Raw genomic sequence first — 26,923 nt, 5'->3', positions numbered from 1 at the left:
CGGCGGTGCGGTCGGCGACGGGAGCGCGATCAGGTGTTCTCCGGGTCCCGGCGGGCGGCGCTGGCGCCACCGCGCGTACGGCGACGGCGGCGGACCCGCTTGGTGCCCTCCTCGCCGGAGGACTGGCTGCCGGAGCGGGCGGGCGTGCTGGGCGCCTTCTCGCTGCTCGCGCCCTCGGCGGCGGCCACGGCCTTGCCGCCACGGGTACGGCGGCGCGACCGCTGCCGGCCCCGGCTCCGGCTCTCGCCACGGCCGCTCTCGCCACGGCCGCTCTCGCCGCGGCCGCTCTCGCCGCGGTCGCGGTCACGGCGTCCGCCGCGCTCGGTGCGCGGGCCGCCGGTGTCGCCGATGTCCTCGACCTCCTCGGCCTCCAGACCCGCGTGGGTGCGCTTGTCCGCCGCGAGCTTGCCCTTGGTGCCCGCGGGGATCCTCAGGGCGGTGAAGAAGTGCTCCGAGGTGGAGTAGGTCTCCTCCGGGTCCGGGAACGACAGGTCCAGGGCGGCGTTGATCAGCTTCCAGCGGGGCATCTCCTGCCAGTCCACGAAGGTGACGGCGGTGCCGCTGCGCCCGGCCCGGCCGGTGCGGCCGATCCGGTGCGTGTAGGTCTTCTCGTCCTCGGGCGTCTCGTAGTTGACGACGTGGGTGACGTCGTCGACGTCCAGACCCCGGGCGGCCACGTCGGTGGCGACCAGGATGTTGATCTTGCCGTTGCGGAAGGCCCGCAGAGCGCGCTCGCGCTGGCTCTGGCCCAGGTCGCCGTGGACGGCCGCGGCGGCGAAACCGCGTGCCTTCAGGTCACTGGCGACACGGTCGCAGGTGCGCTTGGTCTGGCAGAAGACCATGCTCTGGCCGTGGTCCTCGGCCTGGATCAGGCGGGCCAGCATCTCGATCTTGTCCATCTGGTGCGTGCGGAACGCGTGCTGGGCGATCCGCCCGGTGATGGAGGAGCCGTCGATCTCGTCGTCGTCGCTGGCCCGCACGTGGGTGGGCTGGCGCAGGTACTTCCGCGACAGCGCGACGATCTCGCTCGGCATGGTGGCCGAGAACAGCATGGTCTGGCGCTCGGCCGGGGTCTTGGTGAGGATCCGCTCGATGTCGGGGAGGAACCCGAGGTCGAGCATCTTGTCGGCCTCGTCCAGGACCACGGCGGCGACCTGGTCCAGCCGCAGGTGCTTCTGGTTCTCCAGGTCCAGTAGGCGGCCGGGGGTGCCGACGACGACGTCCGCGCCCTCCTTGAGGCCGTTGATCTGCGGCTCGTAGGAACGGCCGCCGTAGACGGTGAGGACGCGCAGACCGTTGCGCTTGCTGGCGGTGGTCAGGTCCGCGGCGACCTGGATGGCCAGCTCACGGGTGGGGACCACGACGAGGGCGCGGGGGCGCTTGGCCGAGCCCGGGGACTCCTGGGCCCGCTGGAGCAGCGGGAGGCCGAAGGCGAGGGTCTTGCCGGTACCGGTGCGGGCCTGGCCGATGATGTCGCTGCCGGCGAGGGCGATCGGGAGGGCCAGTTCCTGGATGAGGAAGGGCTCGATGATCCCCTCCGCCTCCAGGGCGTCGGCGATCTCGGCGGTCAGGCCCAGGTCGCGGAAGGTCGTTCGGTTCTGTGTGGTCTGTTGTGTGCTGCTCAGGGCTCAAGCCTCCATCTTGGCGGGCCGCAACGTTGGCGTGGCCGCGGCGGGGTGCGGTCGCGGGCGGCTTGTGGCCGCCGCGGAGGGCGCGGCTCACCGCTGCTCCACCTTCCGGTGAGGGGCGCGGTGGCGCTGCCGCCTGGATCCGTGCGGGCCGGGGTGTACCCGTCCGCGGACCGGCTCCATCCGCAGTTCTGTCGTGTACGAGGGGTCCGTCCCCGCGTGTGAGGGGCGCTTCGAGGGCCGCTGTGTTCCAGACCGGCACCGATCGCCGCACCGTGGTGGCCGGGTGACCGTCCCCGATCGGGCGGGGGCCGGTCTGGTCGCCTGCACACGCCGGTCATCACGCAGAGTCTAGCTGGTGACTCAGCTGGTGGACATAGCAGTTCACCGAGCTGTGGACGGCCGAGGACCTACCCGTTCCCAGCCGATGCAACCGTGTCCGCCCCTCGTTTAGTCCCTGGAACCCGTCGCGGAGCCGACGGGGCGCGCCCCGGTTCGGAGCCGGGCGCACCGGGCGCTACCCTGACGGGCATGACGCAAGGCCCTTCCGCCGACCCCGGCGTGATCGATCTCCTCGGGCTGCTCGCCTACGCCGAGCTCGGCTCGTTCTTCCGGCTCGCCGACGACGCCGGACTCGCGCCGACCCTGCGGGCGAAGGGCCAGCTGGCCGCCCTCGCCGCCACGGAGCAGGCTCACTACCAGGCGCTCCGGGACCGGTTGGAGGAGCTCGGGGCCGACCCCGAGGAGGCCATGGCGCCCTTCGTCGCGCCGCTGGACGCCTGGCAGGAGCGCACCGAGCCGCAGAGCTGGCTGGAGAGCCTGGTCAAGACCTACGTCGGCGACGGTATCGCCGGTGACTTCTACGCCAGGGTCGCCGGGCTCGCCGACGACGAGACGCGCGTCCTGGTCGAGGGCGTGCTCGCCGAGACCGGCCGCGCCGAGTTCGTCGCCGAGACGGTGCGCGGCGCCCTGGAGGAGGACCCCAAGCTGTCGGGCCGTCTGTCCCTGTGGGCGCGGCGCCTGGTCGGCGAGGCCCTGAGCCAGGCCCAGGCCGTGGCCGTGCAGCGTCCCGAGCTGGCCAAGCTGCTGGCCGGGGGCGACCGCGGGGCGGAGTCGTCCTCGGGCGTCGGTGACCTGGCCGCCGTGAGTAGGATGTTCGCCTCACTGACCGAGGGGCACTCCGGGCGTCTGCGGGCGATGGGGTTGGCCGACTAGCCCCGCCGGTCCCCGGATCCCGTGCCCCGGGAGGCCGGCCGCCACAGCCTCCGCCACCGCGTCGTTCGTGGTCGGAGGGGGTTCCCGCCCAACACTTTCATGACGATTCCTTGGTCAATGCACGTATAGTCGATGACGTTCCCCGTCTCCTGACCACGCGAGTAGGTACTTCCATGCCCCGTGGGACCTCCGTGCGCCACCCGCTGGCCGGACTCACCCGTGACTTCCACAAGCTCGGTCCCCTCGGCTCCCCGATCGATCCTGGTATGGGCGCTGAGCTGGACCAGCACGCCGCGGAGGTGTGCGACGCGATCACCTCGTCGGGAGGCAGGCTCACGGCGCGCAGCCTCGGAACGTACCTGCACGGCTTCATCGACGGGTGCCTCGAACAGGGCTGGGACTCCGAGGCGGTCGAGTACGACTGGGAGACCCTCCGCATTCTCGCGATCTGCCGCCTGGCGAAGGAACGGGGCTTCGTCCGCTAGGTTGGTGGCATCCGCGGGCGGTCGTGATGCCTGACGCGAGGATGCTCGCTGTGGCCGGGCCCACCCGTTCCCCAGCGAAAACCCGGAGCTCGGCGTACGCTGTGAAGGTAGCCGGTGACGAGCGGGAGGCCGATGACCGGCCCCGTCGCCGAGGCTGATCCAGGGCCCTGCGGAATGCAACGTGGGACACGTGGTGCCGGTACGCAGTGGCCGGGACCGCGACTGGCGGAGCGGCCCGCAGAGCCGCGAGAAAGGAATGCGCATGAGGAGCGGTCGGCATGGGGCGGCGCGTCCACCGGTCGGCGTCCTGATCCAACAGGAGCGCCTCGACTTCGCGCTGTTCGCACTGATCATCGTCGTCGCGCTGGTCTCGATGGTCTTCTCCGGGCCCGGCAGCGTGGTCTTCTGGTTGGCGTTCATCCCGATCGTCGCCTCGGGCGTCCTCGCGTTCCGGAGGATCGAGCACCTGTCGCGCATGGAGCTTCGCGACTCCGAGCTGCTCTGACGTCCACGCGCCGGTGTAGCGGCGCCCGGGCACGACGCGAGGGCGGGGCCCGTCGGCCCCGCCCCCTACCTGCATCCCTTTCCTCCGGCCGACGAGCGCGGCCGCAGGTCTCGTGCGCGACTACGGGGCGGACTCGCCCCCGCCGCGCTGTCCGGGGGCCGTCCTGGCCTCCGTGGTCTCCTTCTCCCGCTCCGCGGGGCGGCGCATCGCCGCTTCACGTCCGGCCTCGTAGGTGGCGCCCGGGCCCATCTGGCCCGTCTCGCGTTCGACCACGTCCAGCCAGCGCGCCCACCGGGACTGCATCGGCTTGATGAGGCCGCCGCCGACACCGACGACGAGGATGCCGCCGATCGTGGCGAGCACGGCGATCAGGACGGGCATGGTGACGCTCATGGCCACGCCCATCTGGTTCAGCGCCGCGATCACACCGAGCGCCATGATGGCGATGGCCGCCACGTTGGCCAGGACCCGTCCGTAGGACAGGCCGCCGAGCGCCCCGCTGATGAGGTCGCGGGCGGCCTTGGCCAGGATGCCGGCCACCACGAGGATCACCAGCGCCACGATGCCGCGCGGAATCCAGGCGATGACCTCGCTGAGCAGCTGGCTGACCGGGTTCGGCCCGAAGACGTTGAACGCGAGCGTGAGCACGAACAGCAGACCGACGTAGTAGACGATCTTCCCGCACAGTTCACTGGCGCCCCAGCGGCTGCGCTCGAAGTACTCGCCCACCCCGCCGCGGTGCAGCGCGCGGTCGAGGCCGATCGAGTGCAACCCCTTCGCGACGAGCTTGCCCAGGACCCAGGCGACGAACCAACCGATCACCAGGATCACGAGGAAACCGACCAGCAACGGCACGAAGGTCGCCACCATCTCCCAGGCCGCGGTCACGCCCTGACCAATGTCCATAACGCCTTCACCCCCGAATCGCTTTGTCCGCCGGGGCACGGAGTCCACCCGGACGGGTACGGCGCACAAAAAGTGCTGTAGTTCTCATGTCCGCGATACCCGACCTTTGGTGATTGAACCTTTTGCCCGCCTTGTCGGGGGTGGGTTGCTCTTTCTTGGACATTCTTTTACGGGAAAATGGAATAATTTCCGGGGTGTCGTCTGGAAATTCGGTCATTCATGGTGGACGCGGACACGAAAAGGCCCCGGGAGCGTGCTCGGCGCTCCCGGGGCCCAGGGGTCCGGGTCGGGGGGACCGCGGCCGGAGACCGTCGGTCGGGCGGGGTTATCGCTCGTCCCGCTCCTCGGGCTGGCGCTGCAGGTCCCAACCGCTGATGCCGCGCCAGGCGAGGCGGGCGACGAGCTGCTCGGCGGCCTCCTTGGGCACCTCGCCGTAGTTGTTGAGCCAGTAGCGGGCGCTGGTCTCGGCCATGCCGACCAGGCCGATGCTCAGCAGGCGGGCCTCCTCGTCGGAGATGCTGGTGTCCTGACGGATCACCCCTTCGATCAGCTCGGCGCAGCGCTGGAAGGTCTGCTCGCTCTTCTCGCGCACGGCGGGCAGGTTGCGCAGGTCGGATTCGAAGACCAGGCGGAACGCCTCACCGTCGCCGGCGACGAAGTCGAAGTAGGCGCGAAAGCTCGCGATCACGCGCTGGCGGTTGTCGTCCGTGCTCTCCAGCGCCTCGCGCTGCTTCTCGACCAGCGCCTCGGAGTGCTCCTCCAGCAGGGCGAGGTAGAGCTCCAGCTTGCCTGGGAAGTGCTGGTACAGGACGGGCTTGCTGACTCCGGCGCGGTCAGCGATCTCGTCCATGGCCGCGGCGTGGTACCCGCGGGCGACGAAGACCTCTTGTGCCGCGGCCAGGAGTTGGCGTCGGCGCCTGACCCGGGGCAAGCGGGTACCCCGGGCGCGGGCGTCTGAAGGAGCTGTCACACCCACACCCTCCGAAATCGGCATGGCAGATGCACGCCACCTCGAACATCTGCGTGGCTAGTACTGCCCGGCGCGACATGGTGTCACGCTCCACAGCTTTTCCCTCATCTTACTCCGGCGTAGGTTCGGTGTGGGCGGTCAGCGGCGGGCCCGGGTCACCGGTGCTCTTCCTCGTCGTCGGCGCCCAACTCGCGCAACTGCTCGACCACGTCCGCCTCGTTGGCCTGCTCCAGACTCCGACCAGCGGGGTTCTCCAGCCACTGGTCGCTTTCCTCTTCGGCGGTCCGCGCGCTCTGCTCCGCCGCGTCCGCCTCGGGGACGGAGTCCGACGGGTCCGCGTCGGCCTCAAGGCGCCTCTTCCCGGCTCGATTCTGTGCTGTCACGGGAGCCTCCCGGCGTCGTCGCTGCGCGTACAGACGACACTACCCGCCCCAAGGCCGCCGGTAGGGGAACCGGGCGGCACGAACCCGCAGGCAGCGGGGGCGGAGAAGGTACGTTGAGGCATGCGGGCAGGGGTGTGTCCCACGCCTCCCCGGGGTGGGAATGGGAAACCCCACCCGTTAGGTTGGGTATAAGTGCAAGCACGCTTCGCGCCCCGCCCCCTCGGCCGACGCCCTTCGGTCCGGGCGGCGCGGAGCCACCTGAACAGACCTGAGGAGTCACCGTGTCGCTGCCGCCGCTGGTGGAACCAGCTGACGAGCTGACCGTGGACGAGGTGCGCCGCTACTCGCGTCACCTGATCATCCCCGACGTGGGTATGGACGGGCAGAAGCGCCTGAAGAACGCGAAGGTCCTGGTCGTCGGCGCCGGCGGTCTGGGTTCCCCCGCGCTGCTCTACCTCGCCGCCGCGGGTGTGGGCACGCTCGGCATCATCGACTTCGACGTCGTCGACGAGTCCAACCTCCAGCGCCAGATCATCCACGGCCAGAGCGACGTCGACCGTCCCAAGGCCGAGTCCGCGCGGGACAGCATCAAGGAGGTGAACCCCAACGTCGAGGTCATCCTCCACCAGGAGCGCCTGGAGTCGGACAACGCGTTGGACATCTTCGCCGGCTACGACCTGATCCTGGACGGCACGGACAACTTCGCCACCCGCTACCTGGTCAACGACGCCTGCGTGCTGCTGGACAAGCCTTACGTGTGGGGCTCGATCTACCGGTTCGACGGCCAGGTCAGCGTGTTCTGGAACGAGCACGGGCCGCAGTACCGCGACCTGTACCCCGAGCCTCCGCCGCCCGGGATGGTCCCCTCCTGCGCCGAGGGCGGCGTGCTGGGCGTGCTGTGCGCGTCCATCGGGTCCGTCATGGTGAACGAGGCCATCAAGCTCATCACCGGCATCGGTGACCCGCTCGTCGGCCGCCTGCTCATCTTCGACGCCCTGGAGATGACCTGGCGCGAGGTGAAGGTCCGCAAGGACCCCGACACCGAGCCGGTCACCGAGCTCATCGACTACGAGGCCTTCTGCGGCGCGGTGTCCGAGGAGGCCACCGAGGCCGCCGCCGGCTCCACGATCACCGCGGGCGAGCTCAAGGACCTCCTGGACAAGGACGAGGACATCTTCCTGGTCGACGTCCGCGAGCAGAACGAGTACGAGATCGTCAACATCCCGGGCGCGGTCCTCATCCCCAAGGGTGAGTTCCTCAACGGGAAGGCCTTCGAGCGGCTGCCGCAGGACAAGCGGATCGTCCTGCACTGCAAGTCGGGCGCGCGCTCGGCCGAGGCGCTGGCCGCGGTCAAGTCCGCCGGGTTCAACGACGCCGTGCACGTCGGCGGCGGGGTGCTGGCCTGGGTCAACCAGGTCGACCCGAGCCTGCCCGTCTACTGACCGGCGGGGTCCCACCGACGGGGGACGGAGCGGGCCGGCCCGCTCCGTCCCCCGTCGTCGTCCACGGCCTCGGGCCCTCCTGTCGCCGCCGCTCGTGAGTGGGTACAAGTCCCACAGGGGCCGCCCACGTCGTCGGAGCGGCCCGCCGCTGGGAGGTGGCGTCATGCGAGAGAAGGGACGCTGGGCGGACTGGGCGGCCATCGCCGCCGGTCTGGCCCTCGGAGTGAGCTGGATGTGGCACGGGATGTACGGCTGGGGCGGCGGACTGATGTTCGTGCTCGGGCTGGTCGTGATCATGGCGGCGGTCATCTCCCTGAACCGCCCCGCGGCGGTGTCCGGGGAGATCGCCCTGATGGCCATCGGCCTGCTGACCTTCGCCCTGCCGTGGATCCTGGGGTTCACCGAGCAGACCGCCGCCGCGTGGAGCGCGTGGCTGATCGGGCCGGCGATCATGCTGCTGGGCCTCTACGGGCTGGTGATGGCCGGGCGGACCCGCAAGCGCGACCCCGAGCTCGCCTGGACCATCCACCGCAACGAGTTCGGCGGGAGGCCGTCCGGCCGCGTGAGCTCCCCCTGAGGCAGGTGCCGTGCCGAACGGCTCCCGTGCCGCCCCACGGGAGCCGGTCGTGCCGGGGCACGCCGTGCGACCCGTCCGCAGTAGGCTCTCCGGTGTGCTGGACGACTTCGACGACCCCCACGCCGGACCGGACGACTACGCGGAGGAGGTCCTCTCCGTGGTCGAGTCCATCCCGCCCGGCACGGTGATGTCCTACGGCGACATCGCCGAGTACGTCGGTCGCGGCGGCCCCCGCCAGGTCGGCTCCGTGATGTCCACGTGGGGCGGCGCCGTCCCCTGGTGGCGCGTCGTGCGCTCCGACGGCCGCCCGCCCTCGGGCCACGAGGTGCGTGCTCTGTCCCACTACGCGGCGGAGGCCACCCCCATGCGTCCCGGCGCCGACCGCGTCGACATGCGCCGGGCCCGGTGGGACGGGCGGAACTGAGCCCCGGGACCCGGCGGGGCTGACCCCCGCGGCGCGGACGGATGTGTCCGTTCTGGCCGAGAAGGTCCCCGACCTCTGGTGAACTGTTGGTCGTGGACCATGCCCGATACCGACTCGTGCGGCGCGCCAACCGGGCGCAGCCGCCGCCGGTGCTGGACGAGAACCAGCGGCGCGTGGTCGAGCACGCGGGCGGCCCCCTCCTGGTATTGGCCGGACCCGGGACCGGGAAGACCACCACCATCGTCGAGGCCGTCGTGGACCGCATCGACAACCGGGGTGTGGACCCCTCGCGCGTGCTCGTGCTCACGTTCAGCCGCAAGGCCGCCCAGGAACTGCGCGAACGGATCACCGCCCGGCTGCGCCGCACCACCCGCGAACCCCTCGCGCTCACCTTCCACAGCTACGCCTACTCCCTCATCCGGCGGGAGTTCCAGCGGATGGGCGACCTGCCGCCGCGCCTGCTCTCCGGTCCGGAACAGCTCATGGAGGTGCGCGAACTCCTCACCGGTGAGGCCCTCGACGGCGCCGCCCACTGGCCCGAGCGGCTGCGCCCCGCCCTGGAGACGCGCGGTTTCGCCGAGGAGCTGCGCGACTTCCTCATGCGCGCCCAGGAGCGCGGTCTGGGCCCGGCCGAACTCGACCGGCTCGGCCGTGAGCGCGGCAGGGACGACTGGGAGGCCGCGGCCGGGTTCCTCGACCGCTACACCGGCCGCTTCGACATCGCCCCCGTCCCCACGCTCAACTACGCCGAGCTCGTTCGCGTCGCCGCCAACATGCTCGCCGACCCCGAGGTGCAAGAGCGCGAGCGCGCCGCTCGCGAGGTCGTGTTCGTCGACGAGTACCAGGACACCGACCCCGCCCAGGAGGAGCTGCTCCGCGCCCTGGCCGGGGACGGCCGCGACCTCGTCGCCGTCGGCGACCCCGACCAGTCCATCTACGCCTTCCGCGGTGCCGAGGTCGACAACATCCTGGAGTTCCCCCGCCGCTTCCGGGCCGCCGACCGCTCCGAGGCGCCCGTCGTCGCGCTGCGTGTCTGCCGCCGGAGCGGGTCCGCGCTGCTGGCCGCGTCCCGGGGGCTGACCCGGCGCCTGCCCGCCGTCGCGTCGGCGGGCGGGCACGTCAACGAGCACCGCGACCTGACCCCGGGCGAACGCGTCCCGGACGGGCGGGTCCAGGTCCTCCTGGCCGACAGCGCCGCCCAGGAGGCGGCGGTCATCGCCGACACCCTGCGACGGGCGCACCTGGTCGACGGCGTCCCGTGGTCGGACATGGCCGTCCTCGTGCGCTCCTCCACCCGACAGCTGCCGGTCCTGCGCCGCGCCCTGACCGCCGCGTCGGTCCCCGTGGTCGTGGGGGCCGACGACCTTCCAGTGGCCGCCGAGCCGATCGTGCGCCCCCTGCTCGCGCTCATCCGCTACGGCCTGGAGCCCGACCGCCTCGACGACGACAGCGCCCGCGACCTGCTCACCGGACCGTTCGGCGAGGCCGACACCGTCCGGCTGCGGCGGCTCGTGCGGGCCCTGCGCCGACTCGACCTGGACCGGGTCGCCGCGGCCCGGACCGAGGGCACCGGCGGGACCGCTGGGGAGGCCGCCGAAAGCACCACGGGGGAGGCCGCCGACGGTGTCCACCCCGACGGCTACCGACCCGCCGCGCGCCTGCTCGTGGACGCGCTGCGCGACCCCCGCGAGCTCGCCCTGGTCGCCCCGGAGGTCGCCGCGCCCGCCCTCCGTATCGCCGAGGCACTGTCCACCGTCCGGACCCTGACCGCCCAGGGCGCCGACGCCGAACAGGTCCTGTGGCGGCTGTGGCGCGACAGCGGCCTCGCCGACCGCCTCCTGCGCGCCAGTCAGGCGGGCGGCCGCAGGGGAGCCTCCGCCGACCGCGACCTGGACGCCGTCGTCGCCCTCTTCGAGAGCGCCGCCCGCTACTGCGACCGCCTGCCCCCCGGCGCCCCCGCCGGTTTCCTGGAGGACCTCGCCGCCCAGGAGATCCCCGGCGACAGCCTCGCCGAGCGCGCGCCCGAGGGCGAGGCGGTGCGCATCCTCACCGCCCACCGCTCCAAGGGTCTGGAGTGGGGGCTGGTCGTGGTGGCCGGGGCACAGGAGGGCGATTGGCCCGACCTGCGGCTGCGCGGCTCGCTCCTGGGCGTCGAGGAGCTCGTCGACGCCGACGTCCACTCCGCCGACACCTCCGGCGCCGCCCTGGCCTCCAAGCTCCTGGACGAGGAGCGCCGCCTGTTCTACGTCGCGCTCACCCGCGCCCGGCACACGCTGGTCGTCACGGCCGTGGGCGGTGAGGAGAGCGACGAGCGCCCCTCGCGCTTCCTCACGGAGATGGGCGTGGGCGACCCCGAGCCGGTCAGCACCGGCCGCCGCTGGCTCTCCCTGCCCGCGCTCGTCGCCGACCTGCGCTCGGTGGTCACCGACCCCTCCGCGCCCGACCCGCTGCGCGAGGCCGCCGCCGCCCACCTGGCCCGCCTGGCCGAGGAGGGCGTGCGCGGCGCCGACCCGTCCGAGTGGTACGCGCTCACCCCCTTCACCGACGACCGGCCGCTGGCGGGGGAGGAGGACACCATCCGCGTCTCCCCGTCCCAGGTGGAGAGTTTCACCAACTGCCAGCTGCGGTGGCTGCTCGAACGCGCCGCCGGGGCCTCCTCCGGCGACTCCGCCTCCGCCCTCGGCACGGTCGTGCACGCCGTCGCCGTCCTGGTCGCCCGCGGCAGCTCGCCGGACGAGATCCACAAGCGCATGGACGAGATCTGGTCCGACCTGGACTTCGGCGGTCCCTGGCAGGCCGACAAACAGCGCGAGCGCGCCGACGAGATGGTCGGCAAGCTCCTGGACTGGGACGCCGCCAACGACCGGGAGCTGGTCGTCACCGAGGAGGGGTTCCGCGTGGACGTCGGCGGCATCGAGATCACCGGTCGCGTCGACCGCCTCGAGCGCGACGCCCAGGGACGCGCGGTCGTCGTCGACATCAAGACCGGGGGCACCAAGGCCGACGACCTGGCCCGCCACCCCCAGCTCGGCGTCTACCAGATGGCCGTGCTCAGGGGCGCCTTCGCCAAGCTCGGCCTCGCCGAACCCGGTGGCGCCGCCCTCGTCCAGGTCGGCGGCGCCGCCCTCGCCCGCAAGGCGCGCGAGCAACCCCAGCCCCCGCTCGGCGAGGACCCCGACCCCGAGTGGGCCGGGACGCTGGTGCGCGAGGTCGCCGCCGGGATGGGCGGCGCCCGTTTCGCCGCCACCCGCAACAAGGGCTGCAACGCGTGCGCCGTGCGCGCCTGCTGCCCCGTGCAGGACGAAGGCCGACATGTGTGAACCCCCACCCCCGCCACGTTGAGGACGCCGTCACCGAACCTCCCCCACCACCCCGAGAGCCACCATGTCTGAACCCCTGACCGACCCGGCCGACCCCGCGCCGACGTTCCCCCGCCTGACCCCCGCCGAACTGGCCCGACTGCTCGGCCAGCCCGAGCCCACCGCCGAGCAGTCCGAGGTCGTCTCCGCGCCGTTGGAACCGGGCGTGGTCATCGCGGGCGCGGGGTCGGGCAAGAGCGAGACCATGGCCTCCCGCGTGGTGTGGCTGGTCGCCAACGGGCACGTGCGCCCCGAACAGGTGCTCGGCCTGACCTTCACCCGCAAGGCCACCGCCGAGCTGGCCGAACGCGTCCGCAAGCGGCTCGACCAGCTGCGCGCCACCGAACAGCTGCCATCCGAGGTGCTCGACGGTGAGCCCACCGTGTCCACCTACAACGCCTACGCCGGGCGGATCGTCTCCGACCACGCCCTGCGCGAGGCGGTCGAGCCCACCGCCCGTCTGCTCAGCGAGGGACAGTCCTGGCAGCTGGCCGCGCGGATCGTCGGCGAGTACGACGGGCCGATGGACCACATCACCGTCGGGGCCGACACCGTCACCCAGCGGGTCCTGCACCTGTCCGGGGAGATCGCCGACCACCTGACCACCACCGACCGGGTGCGCGGGATCGGCCGGTGGATCCAGGCCGAGGTCGACACGATGACCCGCAAGCCCACCAAGGAGACCCGGGACCTGGTCGCCGCCCAGCGCCGCCGTGAACAGCTCCTCCCACTGGTGGAGCGGTACGACCACGCCAAGCACGTCCGCGAGGCGATGGATTTCGGCGACCAGATGGCGTTGGCCGCGCGCATCGCGCAGAACCACCCCGAAGTCGGGCTGATCGAGCGCGGCCGGTTCCGCGTCGTGCTCCTGGACGAGTACCAGGACACCAGCCACGCCCAGCTCGTCCTGCTCAGGTCCCTGTTCGGGGAGGGGCACCCGGTCACCGCCGTCGGCGACCCCTGCCAGTCCATCTACGGGTGGCGGGGTGCGATCGCGGCCAACCTCACCCGGTTCCCCACCGACTTCCCGACCGCCCCGGGGCGACCCGCCCCCGTACGCCGCCTGTCCACGAGCTTCCGTAACGGCGAACGCGTGCTGGGCGTGGCCGAGCGGATCTCCGAGCCGCTGCGCGCGGAGGCCGCGGAGGTCCCCGTCCTGCATCCAGGGCCGGCCAGGCGGGGGCGCGGCACCGCCCTGGCCGCGCTGTTCCCCACCGAGAGCGAGGAGGCCGCCTGGATCGCCGAGCAGGTGCACAGCCTCGTCCACGCCCGGCCGGGGGAGCCGGGCGACGCGCACACCGCACCCGACTTCCTTCCGTGGCCGAACGGTGAGTCCGGAAACGGCGAGGACGGCGGGATCAGCCCGGGCGACGTCGCCGTCCTGTGCCGTAAACGATCCCAGTTCCCGCCGCTGCGGGAGGCCCTGGAGGCGCGCGGCATCCCCGTCGAGGTGGTCGGGCTCGGCGGGCTCATGCTCGTGCCCGAGGTACGCGACATCATCGCCACCCTGCGCGTGGTGCACGACGCCTCGGCGGGCAACGAGCTGGCCCGCCTGCTCACCGGACCGCGGTGGCGGCTGGGCCCGCGCGACCTCGCCGCGCTGGGCGCCCGCGCCGCCGAGCTCGCCCGGCACACCCGCCGCGACCTGACCGCCCCCGACCCCGGGGAGGAGCCGGAGGACGACATCCTGCGGCGCACCGTCCTGGACCTGACCGCGGAGAGCGGCAGCCTGGTGGACGCCGTGGACGACCCGGGGCCCGCCGAGGACTACTCCGAGGCCGCCTACGAACGCCTGGGCCGCCTCGCCGAGGAGCTGCGGTCCCTGCGCAAACTCGTCGGCCAGCCCCTGCCGGACCTGGTCACCGAGGTCGAGCGGATGCTCGGCCTGGACATCGAGGTGGGTGCCCGCACGGGCCGCGACCCCCTGTCGGCCCGAGCCGACCTGGACGCCTTCGTCGACCACGCGGTCCGCTTCGTCGGCAACAGCGAGGACCCCACCCTGGGCAGTTTCCTGAGCTACCTCAACGCCGCCGAGGAGAACGAGAGCGGTCTGGCCCCCGGCGAGCGGGTCGGGGCCTCGGACAGCGTCAAGCTCATGACCGTGCACGGGGCCAAGGGGCTCCAGTGGCCGGTGGTGATCGTGCCCGGCCTGAGCGCGGGGCGCAAGGCTCCGCTGTTCCCCGCCAAGGCACGTGACTCGCTGGCCTGGGTCAAGGCCGACCACCTGCTCCCGTACCCGCTGCGCGGCGACCGCACGAGCCTGCCCGCCCTGACCGGTGTGGCCAAGGAGGACATCGCCGATTTCAAGGCGGCCGAGGAGGCGCGCCACCTGATGGAGGAGCGGCGGCTGGCCTACGTGGCCGTCACCCGCGCGTCCTTCGCGCTGCTGTGCACCGGCCACTGGTGGGGTCGCACGGGCGGTACGCCGAGGGGGCCGTCGGTGTTCCTGGAGGAGGTTCGCGAGGCGTGTGAGGCGGGGTCGGGGTCGGTCGTGGCCTGGGCGCCGCCGCCGGATCCGGAGGAGACCAATCCGCACGACGACGAGGAGAACTCCGCCGTGTGGCCCCCGGCGCACGTCGGGGACACCGCCTCAAAGGGCGCCGTCGCGGCCGGGCCGGAGCTGGACCCCGCCGACTCCCGGCGGACGGAGATCCTGGAGGGCGCCGCCCTCGTCGAGCGCGCCCGGGAACGCCTGCGCGCGGGTACGGCCACCACCGAACCCGCACCCTCCGGCCTGCGCCGACGCCTCCAGGGATGGGAGCGCGACACCGAACTCCTGCTCGCCCACCGCCGCGCCGCGGCGGCGGGGCCGGGGGAGGGGCCGATCGACGTGGAGCTGCCCGCCCACCTGTCGGTGTCGTCCATGGTGTGGCTGGCCCGCGACCCCTCCGCCCTGGCCCGCCGGATCCGTCGGCCGCTACCGCGTCCGCCCGCACCGCACACCCGGCGCGGCACCGCCTTCCACACGTGGCTGGAACAGCGCTTCGGCCGTGACATCGCGCTCCTGGACGAGCTGCCCGGGGCCGCCGACGAGACGGCCGGGGAGGACGAGGACCTGGCCGAGCTCCAGAGCCGCTTCGAGGAGAGCGAGTGGGGTTCGCGCGTCCCGGTCGAGGTCGAGGCGCCCTTCGAGACGGTCATCGGTGACCGTCTCATCCGGGGGCGGATGGACGCGGTGTTCCACGATCCCGAGACCGGCCGCTACGACGTCGTCGACTGGAAGACCGGACACCCGCCCACCACGGAGGCCGAGCGGCGCGCGGTCGGCGTGCAGCTGGCCGCCTACCGGCTGGCGTGGGCCGACCTGGCCGGGGTCGACCTCGACGAGGTCCGCGCCGCCTTCCACTACGTCCGTGCCGGAAAGACCGTCCGGCCCGCCGACCTGCTCGACGCCGAGGGCCTGGCCGCGCTCATCGACTCGGTGCCCGAGCCCGGGTGAGAGCGCCGCCGCCCCCGCCGATGACGTGGACGCCCGGCGGGAGGCCGTCGGGCGTCGACTCCGGGCCGGGGACGGCGCGGCGCGGACACGACGCGGGCCGCCCCCGTGGGATCACACCATGCCGAAGACGAACCCGCCCGCGGACTCGGTGTCCTCACCGAACAGGAACTCCCGACCCGACTGAATGAACTCCTCACGGCTGATGGACCCGTCGCCGTCGGTGTCCAGGGCCTTGAACCGCTCCCAGGCGGTGTCGACGGTCGCGCCGAGGATCTCGGCGTACTCGACGTACTCGGCCTCGCTGATCGAGCCGTTGTCATCGTCGTCGAGGAGGTCGAAGACCGCGTCGGCCAGGGCCTCGGTCGGGTTGGACCGGCTCGTGTCCTCGGAGACCGCGCGCATGGCGCCGACGAACGCCTCCCGGTCCAGGCTGCCGTCGGCCGACTCGGAGCGGCGGACCAGTTCGTCCCACAGCCCGTGGTAGGCGGCGTGGATCGCCCGAGCCCGGGTGTCGTCCGCGTCCAGGGAGTACCCCTTGGCGTAGCGGTCGACCAGGCGCTGGTAGTCGTCCCAGGTGAGGGTGGCGTCGTTGTCGCTGTCCAGGGTGTCGAAGAGCGTGCCGAACCGCTCGGCGATCGCGGCGGAGGGGACGGTGTCCACGGGTTTCCTCTCGTCGGTGGGCGGGGCTGTCCCGCCCGCTGCACACTTCGAGTCTCCCGCGCCGCGCACGGTTCCCGGTACGGTTTCGCGCCTCCCTTGACAGAGAGGTGGGCGGGAGACCCGGGAGTTCGTCGATCACCCTCTTCTCATGAGTCGTCTTTATACACACTTGACATCTTCTCCCCAGACGCAACACTTGTCCCTCGAGGCGACGAGTCTCCTTTTTAATCCCCCTGAGCCACCGCGTGTCGGCGTGTTCCACCCTGCCCTCCCACCTCCGCCGCCGTGGTGCTTCCCCTGCCCCAAGGAGCATGTTCATGCCATCCGATCCGGTGACGAGCCGTAGGTCGTTCCTCCACAGCGTCGCGCTCGTCGGTGCGGGGGTGAGCATCGCGGGTCTGGTGGACCCGTTCGTGGCGACGGAGGCGCACGCGGCGACCTTCACCCACCCGGGCCTGCTGCACACCAGCGCCGACTTCACGGACCTGACCGCCAGGGCGGGCGAGACCGCCGACCCCTGGGCGTCCGGCTGGGACGCGGTCCGGGCGGACGCGCGGTCCCAGACCGGCTGGTCGGCCAGCCCGGTGGCCGAACTGAACGTCGGCGGATCCGACGAGAACTTCACCCGACTGCTCGACGACGCGCACGCCGCCTACCAGAACGCGCTGCTGTGGAAGCTGACCGGGGACGCCGCCCACGCGGACACCGCCAGGGACATCCTCAACGCCTGGTCGCAGGCGCTGACGTCGGTCTCCGGCACGCCGCTGCTCGGGCAGACCGCCGGCATCCACGGCTTCGTGCTGGCGAACGCCGCCGAGATCGTCCGTGACCACGAGGGGTTCGACACGGCCGGCTTCGCCGCGATGCTGACGGACGTCCTCCACCCGGTGAGCGACGCGTACCTGACCGCGACCCCCGACACCTGCGGGGAGGCCTACGGGACCAACTGGAAACTGTCCCACATCGCCTCGGCGCTGGCGATCGGGATCTTCTGCGACGACACCGCCAAGATGGACCAGGCGACGGCGCTCATCACCGACACGCCCCGGATCATGAACTCCGTCCCCTACGTGTGGGACGGCGGAGCCTCGGACCGGTACTCGGTCACCGGCCTCAGTCTGCTCGCGGCCGTCTGCGAGATGGCCTGGAGCCAGGGCGTCGACCTCTACGCGAGCCACGACAACCGCCTGCTGGCGGCCAGCGAGGAGATCGCGCGGTACGAACCCGCGTCCTCGGAGGTGCCGCTGCTGGGCACCTGGGGCACCTCGGCGACCAGCCCCGCGTGGGTGATCATCCACCACCACTACGTGACGCGGAAGGGGCTGTCCGCCCCCAACACGGCGAACCTCGCCGACCGGGCGCGCGCCGAAGGCGGCGGCTTCGACCGACTGGGCCTCGGAGGGCTCGCCTACTCCCTGTAGCGGAGAGGCCCTCCTGATCCCCGCTCATCCCCCTGCTCAGTAGAGAGAAGAAGTCCTGCCATGAAGTTCGTCACCAAGACCCAGTGGGGCGGCCGTCCGTTCGAGCCGAACGGCGATGACCCGATCTGGTCCAACCGGGGCGTGAAGGTCCACTACCTCGGATCGTCCTACAGGATCGTCGACCACAGCGAGTGCGCGGCGAAGGTCCGGTCCGTCCAGAACGAGCACATGGACGGACGCGGCTACGCCGACATCGGCTACAGCCTGATGGTCTGTCGACACGGCTACGTGTTCGAGGGCCGGGGGGCGCGCCGGCAGTGCGCCGCGAACGGTAACAAGACCCTGAACCGCAATCACTACGCGGTCCTCGGCATGGTCGGAACCAACGTGGGCAACATCACGACCGGGTTCGGTGTGTGGAACTACAACCCGACCCCGGAGATGAGGCAGGGCATCCGCGACGCCATCGCCTACCTCAGGCACTACGGCGGCGCCGGCACGGAGATCCTCGGCCACAGGGACGGCTACTCCACCGCGTGTCCAGGGTCGCTTCTGTACCACCTGGTCCAGAGCGGGGCACTCGAACCGGGCGTGAACAGCAGCACCACCGAGTACGTCACCGGGGCCGGTGAGACGCTCGGATCGGTGGCCGCCAAGTTCAACGTCCCCTGGATGGAACTGGCCCGCATCAACGACCTGCCCCTGATCGTCGTCGAAAGCTACGAGTTTCCGTTGGGCACCGAGCTCGTCATCCCCGCTCTCAGCTCGGAGCTGGACCCCCAGGGCGGTGTCAGCGGCCCGGTCGGGGACTACGTTCCCTTCCCCGGCACGGAGTGGTTCCAGGGTCGGCCGAACAGCCGGATCATCATGGCCATGGGCGTACGGCTCGTTCAGGAGGGCTGCAACCCCTACCAGGTGGGTCCCGGCAGCCAGTGGTCGGACGTCGACCAGGACGCGTACGCGATGTGGCAGCGGAAGCTGGGCTTCACCGGGGCGGACGCCGACGGCTGGCCGGGACGGACGTCCTGGGACCGGTTGACGGTGCCGGCCGAGAGCGGTGTCTCGGCCGGCGCGACCGGCTACGAGCCGTTTCCCGGAGCCGATTTCTTCCGGAACAACCCGGACAGCCCGATCGTGACGGCGATGGGCGTCCGCCTGGTCGCGGAGGGGTGCAGCGCGTACCTGTCGGGTCCGGGGCCGCGGTGGAGCGAGGCGGACCGCCAGTCGTACGCGAACTGGCAGGAGAAGCTGGGGTACTCCGGCGCGGACGCCGACGGCTGGCCGGGGCAGACCTCCTGGAACCAGCTGAAGGTCCCGCGCCAGGGCTTCGGCCCCTACGAGGAAGGGGGCGCGTCCGGCGGTACCTACGAGCCCTTTCCCGGCGCCGAGTGGTTCACGACGAGCCCCAACAGCTCGATCATCACCCAGATGGGCAACCGCCTCATCACGGAGGGCTGTAGCGAGTACACGTCCGGGGCCGGTCCCCAGTGGACGGAGGCGGACCGCCAGTCGTACGCGAACTGGCAGGAGAAGCTGGGCTTCACCGGCGCGGACGCCGACGGCTGGCCGGGACAGACCTCCTGGGACCAGCTCAGGGTGCCCAGGTACTCGACCGAGTACGAGCCCTACCCGGGGGCCGACTTCTTCCAGAACAGTCCCAACAGCACGATCGTGACCAACATGGGCCGCCGACTGGTGGCCGAGGGCTGTGGGCTGTACCAGATCGGACCGGGCCCGCAGTGGTCCGACGTGGACCGCGACTCCTACGCCAAGTGGCAGGAGAAGCTCGGGTACTCCGGCGCGGACGCCGACGGCTGGCCGGGCAAGACCACCTGGGACCAGCTCCGCGTTCCCAAGAGTTAGGGCGTGTGCCCCGGTTGGGCGGTCGGCGACCGCCCAACCGGGGCGCCGGTCCCGGCCGCCCCCGCCCCACCCGCGGCGGGTGCCCCGAACCCCCACCGACGGCCTAGGCTCGGAGCGGACAAGGACGTCGAGTAAGGAACGGGTGGAAAATGGACGTACGCGGTTACATCGAGGCGCACAGGGACGAGTTCCTCTCCTCACTCAAGGAGTGGCTGGCGATCCCGTCGATCTCCGCCGACCCCGCCCACGCCGACGACGTCCGCGCCTCGGCCCGGTGGCTCGCCGACCACCTCACCGCGACCGGTTTCCCGACCGTCGAGGTGTGGCGGACACCCGGTCTGCCCGCCGTGTACGCCGAGTGGCCCGCCGCCGACCCCGACGCGCCCACCGTGCTCGTCTACGGCCACCACGACGTCCAGCCCGTCGACCCGGTGGGGGAGTGGGAGACCGATCCCTTCACGCCGACCGAGCGCGGCACCTCCCTGTTCGCGCGCGGCGCCTCCGACGACAAGGGCCAGGTCCTGTTCCACGCCCTGGGCGTGCGCGCCGCCCTGGCCGAGTCCGGAGCCGACGCCCCGCCCGTCACCCTCAAGCTGCTGGTCGAGGGCGAGGAGGAGTCGGGTTCGGTGCACTTCGCCGAGCTGATGCGCGCCAACCGCGAGCGGCTGGCCTGTGACGTCGCCGTCATCTCCGACACCACCATGTGGGCGGCCGACACCCCGTCCATGTGCGTGGGCATGCGCGGCGTCACCGACGTGGAGATCAACCTGTACGGCCCCTCCCGTGACCTGCACAGCGGCTCCTTCGGCGGCGCGGTGCCCAACCCGCTCAAGGCCATGAGCGACCTGCTGTCCGGCCTGCACGACGCCGACGGGCGGATCGCCGTTCCCGGCTTCTACGACGGTGTGGTCGAGGCCAGCGACGAGGAGCGCGAGCTCATCGCCCAGCTGCCCTTCGAAGAGAAGGAGTGGCTGGAGACCGCGGCCTCCACCGCCACCTGGGGCGAGGCCGGATACAGCACCCTGGAGCGGATCTGGCTGCGCCCGACCGCGGAGATCAACGGCATGTGGGGCGGGCACACCGGCGCGGGCGGCAAGACGATCGTGCCCCGCTCCGCGCACGCCAAGGTGAGCTTCCGACTCGTGCCCGGTCAGGAGCCCGCACACGTCCAGGACCGTGTCCGGGCCTACGTCGAGGCGGGCGTCCCCGACGGCCTGCGCGCCGAGCTGGAGTTCGGCGGCCCCGGCGTGCGCGCGTGCGCCTCCGACCTGACCTCTTCGGAGCTGCGGGCCGCGCGCACCGCGATGGAGCGCGCCTTCGGCGCCCGCGTGCTGTACACCCGCGAGGGCGGCAGCGGCCCGGAGGCCGACATCGCCGACGTCCTCGGCGCCCCCCTGGTGTTCGTCGCGGTCGGCCTGGACGAGGACCGTATCCACGCACCCAACGAGAAGGTCGAGGTCCCGCTCCTGCTCAAGGGCGCCGAGAGCGCCGCCTACCTGTGGGAGGAGCTCGCCGCCGCACGCCGCGCCTGAGCGCGCTCCGGGACGGGGCGAAGGAGCCGGAGGGACACCACCGGGCATGCGCCGCGGTCCCCGGTGGTGTTACCTGTACATGAGGACCGTGCCCCCACGGCAGACCGACCATCCGGAAGGACCCATGGACGCCGACTCCATTCCCTCGCTGTCCCGTGCCGCCGTCGACCCCGCGGGCCATCGGCGCGCGGACGCCGCGTGGTTGGAGAGGGCGTGGGCGGACCCCGACACGCGGGTGCTCGTCCTGGAGGGCGGCGACCCCGGCAGCTACGGCTGGCAGGCGGTCATGAACAAGCAGTCGCGCGCGCTCGTCACCACCGGCCAGGTGCCCGGACTCGTGCTCACCGGCCCGGACAAGGCTCCCGAGGGCGAGCGGTACCTGCTGGGCGTCCAGGACGGTACGGCCTACTTCGCGGTCCGCTCCCTCCAGGACCTCGCCGCCACCCCCACCGCCGAACCGGCGTCACTGCGCGAGGTCGGCGCTCTGCTCGACGACCGCGACACCGGCCTGCTGACCCGGGCGGTCGCGCTGGCCAACTGGAACGCCTCGCACGGCTTCTGCCCGCGCTGCGGGTCGCGCACGACCATGGCCGCGGCCGGGCACATGCGCGTATGCCAGGAGGAGGGCACCGAGCAGTACCCCCGGATGGACCCGGCGGTGATCATGCTGGTGCACCGCGAGCGCGGCGGCCGTGAGGAGGCCCTGCTGGGCAACAACCCCAGGTGGGGGTCCCACCGCTTCTCCGTCCTGGCGGGCTTCGTGGACGCCGGGGAGTCGCTGGAGCAGGCGGTGGTGCGCGAGGTGGCGGAGGAGGCCGGGATCGTCGTGGAGGATCCGCGCTACCTGTCGTCGCAGCCCTGGCCGTTCCCGCGCAGCCTCATGGTGGGGTACACGGCGCGGGCGGTCGGTGAGACCGAGCGCACGGACGACGAGATCGCCGAGACCCGCTGGTTCACGCGTGAGCGGCTCTTCGCGGCCGTGGACTCCGGTGAGGTCACGCTGCCCGGCCGGGTCTCCATCGCGCGCTCCCTCATCGAGCACTGGTACGGGGGCGAGCTGCCCGGCGAGTGGTGACGCCCGAACACGGTCCGAAGCGGAGCGGAGGGCCAGAACGAACACGGCCCCGCACGTCCGTCCCCCGGGATCGGTCGTGCGGGGCCCGGTGCCCGGCCTCGCGTCCCCCCGCCGCCGCCGGCGGCGGTCTCAGTTCGCGCCGGCCGAGGTGTTCAACTCGTCCGGAAGCGAGGTCAGGGGGCTCGTGCTGCTCTCCACCACGTCCCGTGCCAGGTCGGCGACCTTGCGGCCGCGCGAACGCGCCGAGGATCGTAGCCGCTCGAACGCCTCTCTGGGCAGCAGGGTGTGGCGCTCGGCCAGAACGCCTATCGCCTGTTCGACGGTGACACGCGAGTGCAGGGCGTGCTCCAGCTGCGCGACCGTGTGGCGCAGCCGCTCCACCTCGGTCGCGCCCTCCGGCGCGCGCCCGGGCGACTGTGCGCGCGGCTTCGGTACACCGGCCTCGTTCGACAGCAGGTCCGCCAGGACCATGGCGCTCACCAGGTCGGGCATCTCCTGCCCGCCCTCGACCCGCCAACCCGTCGAGGTGCGGCGCACCACGCCGACGTCCAACGTGTCGGCGACCGCGATGTCATGAGGCCTCATGTCGTCCCCCAACTCAACACTCCCCGTCGTCTTCGTCCAACCAGAGGTTGGCCGTGCTGGTCGCCGGACGGTACGCGGATGCTCCGGGGCCGCGGCCCCGAGGGAGGAATCCCCGCGGTGCGGACCGCGTCCCGAGGGGGACCGCGGTCCGCGCACCGACCTACGCCAACTCGGTCAGTTTCTTCTTCACCTGAGCGAGCGACGGGTTGGTCATCGCCGCGCCGTCGCTGAAGACCAGTGTGGGAACGGTCTGGTTCCCTCCGTTGGCCTTCATCACGATCTCCGCGGACTCCGGGTGCTCCTCGATGTTCACCTCACGCCCGGTGATCCCCTCGCGGGCCAGCTGGCTCTTGAGCCGCTTGCAGTATCCGCACCACGGGGTGGTGTACATCGTGAACAGTTCGGTGCCCGTCTTCGTCATGTCGCTCATATCCACTTCCTGTCAGGCGTTCGGTGGGGATCGGTCGATCCACCACGTGACAACACCGCGTGGCGCGACCCGCTTCCCGCGACCGCCGGACACACGGTGGGACGCCTCACAGACCGGACTGGTTCCGGATTGCTCGGTGGCGCTCCGAAGGGGCGCGGTGCCGATCCGCTCCCGGTGACGGCCGATACTTGAGAGACTGAGCCCCCAGAACCGCTCAGACGCCCCGACCACACGCAGGAGCACCATGGATCCCGACCGCGTCCTGGAGGGACTGGACCCGGAACAGACCCAGGCGGCACGTGCCCTGCGCGGGCCCGTGTGCATCCTGGCCGGAGCCGGGACGGGCAAGACCCGCGCCATCACCCACCGGATCGCGCACGCGGTCGCCAGCGGCGTCGTCGGCGAGCAGCAGGTCCTCGCGGTCACCTTCACCGTTCGCGCCGCCGGGGAGATGCGCGGCCGCCTGCGCGGCCTGGGCGCCCCCCGCGTGCAGGCGAGGACCTTCCACGCCGCGGCCATGCGCCAGCTGTCGTACTTCTGGCCGCAGGTGATCGGCGGCCCCCTGCCCACCCTGATCGACAGCAAGATCAAGGCGGTCGCGCGCGCCGCCCACTCGGTCGGCCTCCAACCCGACCGGACGGGTCTGCGCGACCTGGCCAGCGAGATCGAGTGGGCCAAGGTCACCCAGGTCCGCCCCACCGACTACGACAAGGCCGTCACCAAGGCGGGCCGCCAGTCGCCGATGCCCGCCGGAGAGGTCGCGCGGGTGTTCGAGGCCTACGAGGAACTGCGCCGCGAGCACAACCTCCTCGACTTCGAGTCCATGCTCGAACTCACCGCCGGCATGATCACCGAGTACCCCGCGATCGCCCAGCGGGTCCGCGACCAGTACCGGTACTTCGTCGTCGACGAGTTCCAGGACGTCAATCCGCTCCAGAAACTCCTGCTCGACGCCTGGCTCGGCGATCGCGACGACCTGTGCGTCGTCGGCGACCCCAGCCAGACGATCTACTCCTTCGCGGGGGCCACCCCCGGCTACCTGACCGGGTTCGCCGCCCGCTACCCGCACGCCACCGTCGTCGAACTCGTCCGCGACTACCGGTCCACGCCCCAGGTCGTGCGGGTGGCCAACCACGTCATCGGGCAGGCGCGCGGCACCACCGGCCACCTCACCCTCCAGGCCCAGCGGCCCGACGGGCCCGACCCGATCTACCAGGAGTACGACGACGAGCCCGCCGAGGCCACCGGGGTCGCGCGCAAGATCAGCCTCCTCATCGAACAGGGCGTCCCGGCCAGCGAGATCGCCGTCCTGGTGCGCACCAACTCCCAGTCGGCCGCCTACGAGCAGGCCCTGTCCGACGAGGGGGTGCCGTTCACCGTGCGCGGCACCACACGGTTCTTCGAGCGCCCCGAGATTAAGCAGGCCGTCCACACCCTGCGCGGCGCCCGGCACGGCGCCGCCGGCGAGGACGACGAACCGCTCGTGCGCACCGTCCGCCAGCTGCTCGGCCCGCTCGGGCTGACCGACCAGGCCCCCGAGGGCCGCCAGGCCCGTGAACGGTGGGAATCGCTGTCGGCGCTCTCCCAGCTTGCGGAGGACATGGCCGCCGTGCCCGGTCCCGACGGGGGTTCCGCCACCATGGCGCACTTCGTCGAGGAGCTCGACGCCCGCATGGCCACCGAGCACGCCCCCGGTTTCGAGGGGGTGACCATCGCCTCCCTGCACTCGGCCAAGGGTCTGGAGTGGGACGCGGTGTTCCTGGTCGGGCTGACCGAGGGCATGATGCCCATCGTCTACGCCGAGACCGACGAGCAGGTCGAGGAGGAGCGCCGCCTGTTCTACGTCGGTGTCACCCGCGCGCGTCGAGACCTGTCCATGTCGTGGTCGCTGGCCCGCTCCCCGGGTGGCCGCCGCACCCGCAAGCCCTCGCGCTTCCTGGACGGGCTGCGGCCCGCCTCCCCGTCCACGTCCGGCCGGAGGGCCGAGCGCCGCAGGGGTCCCGTGCGCTGCCGGGTGTGCGGGGTGACCCTCGCCGATGCGGCCGAGCGGAAGCTGGGCCGCTGCCTGGGCTGCCCCTCCAGCTACGATGAGGCGCTGTTGGAGCGGATGCGCGAGTGGCGCCGGGACAGTGCCCGGGAGCGGAAGGTGCCCGCGTACGTGGTCTTCACGGACGCCACCCTCCAGGCCATCGCCGAGCAGGAGCCGTCGAGCCTCGCGCAGTTGTCCGCCGTGTCCGGTGTCGGCCAGGCCAAGCTCGACCGCTACGGTGAAGCCGTACTCGCGCTGGTCGCGGGCGCCGACCCCGCCGATGTCCTGGAACGGTCCGAGCCGGGCGGTGGGGCAGAGGGCGGCACGGACGCCGAGGACGGGGAGGAGCCGATCGATGGGTGAGCGCGTGGAGGTCGAGGGCGGCGGGCAGTCCCTGTCCGATCTGCTGGAGGTACTCGACCTGGAGCGGATCGAGGACGACATCTTCCGGGGGAACAGCCCCGAGGAGGGGCCGCAGCGCGTCTTCGGCGGTCTGGTCGCGGGCCAAGCGCTGGTGGCGGCGGGGCGCACCGTGCCCTCCGACCGGCACGTGCACTCCCTGCACGCCTACTTCATCCGCCCCGGTGACCCCCGTGTACCGATCGTGTACGAGGTCGACCGGGTCCGTGACGGACGTTCGTTCACCACCCGCCGTGTGGTGGCGGTCCAGCACGGCAAGGCGATCTTCACGCTGTCGGCCTCCTTCCACAAGGAGGAGCCGGGTCTCGACCACCAGATCCCGATGCCCGACGTCCCGCCGCCGGAGGACCTGCCGAGCACGCGCGAGCGGCTCCAGGAGGCGTTCGGGAAGGTGCCCGGGTTCGTCCGGTGGCACCCGATCGAGCTGCGTCCGGTGGGGCCGCTGTCCTTCGAGGCCGAGCGGAACCCGCAGTTGCGCACGGCCAGCAACCCCGTGTGGCTCAAGGTCGACGGCAAGCTCCCCGACGACCGGCTCACGCAGGTGTGCCTGATGACCTACGCCTCGGACATGACCCTGCTCGACACCGTCCTGCTCAGACACGGGAGGTCGTTCGCGGGGATCTCGATGGCCAGCCTCGACCACGCGATGTGGTTCCACCGGCCGTTCCGCGCCGACGAGTGGCTGCTGTACGCCCAGGAGGCGCCGAGCGCGCAGGGCGCGCGGGGGCTGGCGCGCGGGTTGGTCTACACGCGGGACGGGCAGTTGGTGTGCTCGGTCGTGCAGGAGGGCCTGATCCGGGTCGTCGACGCCGAGGGCTGGGGCTGACCCGCCCCGGCCCGCCCCGGCCGCCGTGCCTCGGACGGGCCGTGGGGCGGGAACCGGTCGACACCCCTGGATCACCCGTCCGGGCCGTCCCCCCCACGGCGGACTCTCCTCGAGGCCCTCCCCCGCCCGCTCGGCGGAGCCCGCGCCGCCGGTGACCCGTGGGGACGGGCCCTCGCTCTGGCCGAACGCGCTGAGCAGCGGTTGGACCGGGGCGAGGCGCGGGCGGCGGAGGCGGACGCCGAGACCAGCGCCGACCTGTTCCGCGGGCTCGGGGACCGCTGGGGGGCACTGCGGGCCCGTCGGCCGCTCGCCCGCCTGGCGGAGCTGCGCGGGGACCGCGTGCGCGCGTCCGCGCTCCTGAGCGAGGACCTGGCCGCGGCCGAGGACCTGGGCCTGTGGGTGGACGTGGTCGGCACGCTCACCCGGCTCGGCCGTTCGGCGCTGGCCGACGACGACACCGGCCGGGCCGAACGGCTGTACCGGCGGGCGCTGGAGATCGCGGCGGAGCGCTCGTTCACCCGGGGCCAGGTGCGGGCCGAGGCCGGGCTCGGGCGTACCGCCCTGCTCCGGGGCGACCGGGACGGTGCCCGGGCGCACCTGGGTCGGGCCGTGGAACGCGGGCGGGCGCGCGGTCTGGCGGACGAGGCCGCGGCACTGCTCGCGGAGGTGGCCGCCGGTCGGGAAGGAGCGGCGTCGCGGACGTCCGTGACGGCGTCGAACATCTGACCCGTGTTCCTCACCCCTCAGGC

Annotated in this window: 22 protein-coding genes; 15 read left to right on the top strand and 7 right to left on the bottom strand. The window is 72.3% G+C overall.

Going from position 1 to position 26,923, the window contains the following annotated elements; genetic code table 11:
• Nucleotides 1–29: 29 nt before the first annotated feature.
• A complete protein-coding gene (locus KIK06_RS17320; protein WP_268646045.1) occupies nucleotides 30–1,571 on the bottom strand; it encodes a DEAD/DEAH box helicase in 1,542 nt (513 codons plus the stop codon).
• A 588-nt stretch (nucleotides 1,572–2,159) separates the two neighbouring features.
• Between KIK06_RS17320 and KIK06_RS17315 the strand changes: the two genes are divergently transcribed.
• From KIK06_RS17315 to KIK06_RS17305, 3 genes are all read left to right on the top strand, one after another.
• Nucleotides 2,160–2,843 (top strand): ferritin-like fold-containing protein, encoded by a 684-nt coding sequence (locus KIK06_RS17315; RefSeq protein WP_268644072.1) that lies wholly within the window; start codon nucleotides 2,160–2,162, stop codon nucleotides 2,841–2,843.
• 173 nt (nucleotides 2,844–3,016) lie between these two features.
• Nucleotides 3,017–3,328, top strand: a complete 312-nt coding sequence (locus tag KIK06_RS17310; RefSeq protein WP_017596917.1) for a DUF6401 family natural product biosynthesis protein — start codon at nucleotides 3,017–3,019, stop codon at nucleotides 3,326–3,328.
• A 262-nt stretch (nucleotides 3,329–3,590) separates the two neighbouring features.
• Complete coding sequence (locus KIK06_RS17305) at nucleotides 3,591–3,833, top strand: hypothetical protein (RefSeq protein WP_017596916.1); 243 nt, start codon at nucleotides 3,591–3,593, stop codon at nucleotides 3,831–3,833.
• 120 nt (nucleotides 3,834–3,953) lie between these two features.
• On the opposite strand, the gene KIK06_RS17300 is transcribed toward KIK06_RS17305, so the two are convergent.
• From KIK06_RS17300 to KIK06_RS17290, 3 genes are all read right to left on the bottom strand, one after another.
• Nucleotides 3,954–4,739, bottom strand: coding sequence for a mechanosensitive ion channel family protein (locus KIK06_RS17300; RefSeq protein ID WP_268644069.1), 786 nt, complete (start codon nucleotides 4,737–4,739; stop codon nucleotides 3,954–3,956).
• Between the two features lie 325 nt (nucleotides 4,740–5,064).
• On the bottom strand, nucleotides 5,065–5,709 hold the full coding sequence (locus KIK06_RS17295; RefSeq protein ID WP_026127289.1) for a TetR/AcrR family transcriptional regulator: 645 nt from the start codon (nucleotides 5,707–5,709) through the stop codon (nucleotides 5,065–5,067).
• 155 nt (nucleotides 5,710–5,864) lie between these two features.
• On the bottom strand, nucleotides 5,865–6,092 hold the full coding sequence (locus KIK06_RS17290; protein WP_268644066.1) for a hypothetical protein: 228 nt from the start codon (nucleotides 6,090–6,092) through the stop codon (nucleotides 5,865–5,867).
• A gap of 281 nt (nucleotides 6,093–6,373) precedes the next feature.
• On the opposite strand from KIK06_RS17290, the gene moeZ reads away from it, so the two are divergent.
• The 5 genes from moeZ to KIK06_RS17265 all read left to right on the top strand — a co-directional run bounded on the left by moeZ (nucleotide 6,374) and on the right by KIK06_RS17265 (nucleotide 15,333).
• A complete protein-coding gene (gene moeZ, locus KIK06_RS17285; RefSeq protein ID WP_017596912.1) occupies nucleotides 6,374–7,534 on the top strand; it encodes an adenylyltransferase/sulfurtransferase MoeZ in 1,161 nt (386 codons plus the stop codon).
• A 163-nt stretch (nucleotides 7,535–7,697) separates the two neighbouring features.
• Nucleotides 7,698–8,111, top strand: coding sequence for an SPW repeat protein (locus KIK06_RS17280; protein WP_268644063.1), 414 nt, complete (start codon nucleotides 7,698–7,700; stop codon nucleotides 8,109–8,111).
• Nucleotides 8,112–8,205: 94 nt separating this feature from the next.
• The gene (locus KIK06_RS17275; protein WP_026127288.1) at nucleotides 8,206–8,535 is read left to right on the top strand and encodes an MGMT family protein; all 330 of its coding nucleotides are present in this window, start codon (nucleotides 8,206–8,208) and stop codon (nucleotides 8,533–8,535) included.
• A 116-nt stretch (nucleotides 8,536–8,651) separates the two neighbouring features.
• Nucleotides 8,652–11,855, top strand: a complete 3,204-nt coding sequence (locus KIK06_RS17270; RefSeq protein ID WP_268646044.1) for an ATP-dependent helicase — start codon at nucleotides 8,652–8,654, stop codon at nucleotides 11,853–11,855.
• A gap of 64 nt (nucleotides 11,856–11,919) precedes the next feature.
• Nucleotides 11,920–15,333 carry an ATP-dependent helicase gene (locus tag KIK06_RS17265; RefSeq protein ID WP_268644061.1) on the top strand — a complete coding sequence of 1,138 codons (3,414 nt, stop codon included), beginning with the start codon at nucleotides 11,920–11,922 and terminating at the stop codon, nucleotides 15,331–15,333.
• Between the two features lie 111 nt (nucleotides 15,334–15,444).
• Here KIK06_RS17265 and KIK06_RS17260 read toward each other — a convergent pair whose 3' ends face one another.
• Nucleotides 15,445–15,993, bottom strand: a complete 549-nt coding sequence (locus KIK06_RS17260; RefSeq protein WP_017596905.1) for an EF-hand domain-containing protein — start codon at nucleotides 15,991–15,993, stop codon at nucleotides 15,445–15,447.
• Between the two features lie 317 nt (nucleotides 15,994–16,310).
• On the opposite strand from KIK06_RS17260, the gene KIK06_RS17255 reads away from it, so the two are divergent.
• The 4 genes from KIK06_RS17255 (at nucleotide 16,311) to nudC (ending at nucleotide 21,884) form a co-directional block, all read left to right on the top strand.
• A complete protein-coding gene (locus KIK06_RS17255) occupies nucleotides 16,311–17,414 on the top strand; it encodes an alginate lyase family protein (RefSeq protein ID WP_161630075.1) in 1,104 nt (367 codons plus the stop codon).
• 60 nt (nucleotides 17,415–17,474) lie between these two features.
• Nucleotides 17,475–19,277 (top strand): peptidoglycan-binding protein, encoded by a 1,803-nt coding sequence (locus tag KIK06_RS17250; RefSeq protein WP_268644058.1) that lies wholly within the window; start codon nucleotides 17,475–17,477, stop codon nucleotides 19,275–19,277.
• Between the two features lie 149 nt (nucleotides 19,278–19,426).
• Nucleotides 19,427–20,809, top strand: a complete 1,383-nt coding sequence (locus KIK06_RS17245; protein ID WP_268644056.1) for a dipeptidase — start codon at nucleotides 19,427–19,429, stop codon at nucleotides 20,807–20,809.
• A gap of 124 nt (nucleotides 20,810–20,933) precedes the next feature.
• Entirely contained in the window at nucleotides 20,934–21,884 is a 951-nt protein-coding gene (gene nudC / locus KIK06_RS17240; RefSeq protein ID WP_268644054.1) for an NAD(+) diphosphatase, read from the top strand.
• A gap of 129 nt (nucleotides 21,885–22,013) precedes the next feature.
• On the opposite strand, the gene KIK06_RS17235 is transcribed toward nudC, so the two are convergent.
• Together KIK06_RS17235 and KIK06_RS17230 are read right to left on the bottom strand one after the other, a co-directional pair.
• Nucleotides 22,014–22,469 (bottom strand): ANTAR domain-containing protein, encoded by a 456-nt coding sequence (locus KIK06_RS17235; protein ID WP_017596898.1) that lies wholly within the window; start codon nucleotides 22,467–22,469, stop codon nucleotides 22,014–22,016.
• Nucleotides 22,470–22,629: 160 nt separating this feature from the next.
• Nucleotides 22,630–22,890, bottom strand: a complete 261-nt coding sequence (locus KIK06_RS17230; RefSeq protein WP_026127285.1) for a mycoredoxin — start codon at nucleotides 22,888–22,890, stop codon at nucleotides 22,630–22,632.
• Nucleotides 22,891–23,143: 253 nt separating this feature from the next.
• Between KIK06_RS17230 and KIK06_RS17225 the strand changes: the two genes are divergently transcribed.
• From KIK06_RS17225 to KIK06_RS17215, 3 genes are all read left to right on the top strand, one after another.
• A complete protein-coding gene (locus tag KIK06_RS17225; RefSeq protein ID WP_017596896.1) occupies nucleotides 23,144–25,291 on the top strand; it encodes an ATP-dependent DNA helicase UvrD2 in 2,148 nt (715 codons plus the stop codon).
• Nucleotides 25,284–26,174 carry an acyl-CoA thioesterase II gene (tesB, locus tag KIK06_RS17220; protein WP_268644051.1) on the top strand — a complete coding sequence of 297 codons (891 nt, stop codon included), beginning with the start codon at nucleotides 25,284–25,286 and terminating at the stop codon, nucleotides 26,172–26,174. The genes KIK06_RS17225 and tesB overlap by 8 nt, the downstream gene beginning before the upstream one ends.
• Nucleotides 26,175–26,375: 201 nt before the next feature.
• Nucleotides 26,376–26,900 (top strand): hypothetical protein, encoded by a 525-nt coding sequence (locus KIK06_RS17215; protein WP_268644049.1) that lies wholly within the window; start codon nucleotides 26,376–26,378, stop codon nucleotides 26,898–26,900.
• The last annotated feature ends 23 nt before the right edge of the window (nucleotides 26,901–26,923 follow it).

Origin of the sequence: Nocardiopsis sp. EMB25, assembly GCF_026797795.1 — a bacterium.
GTDB lineage: Bacteria > Actinomycetota > Actinomycetes > Streptosporangiales > Streptosporangiaceae > Nocardiopsis > Nocardiopsis lucentensis.
The sequence above is the reverse complement of the archived record's forward strand: the minus strand, read 5'-3'. Positions and strand labels throughout refer to the sequence as shown.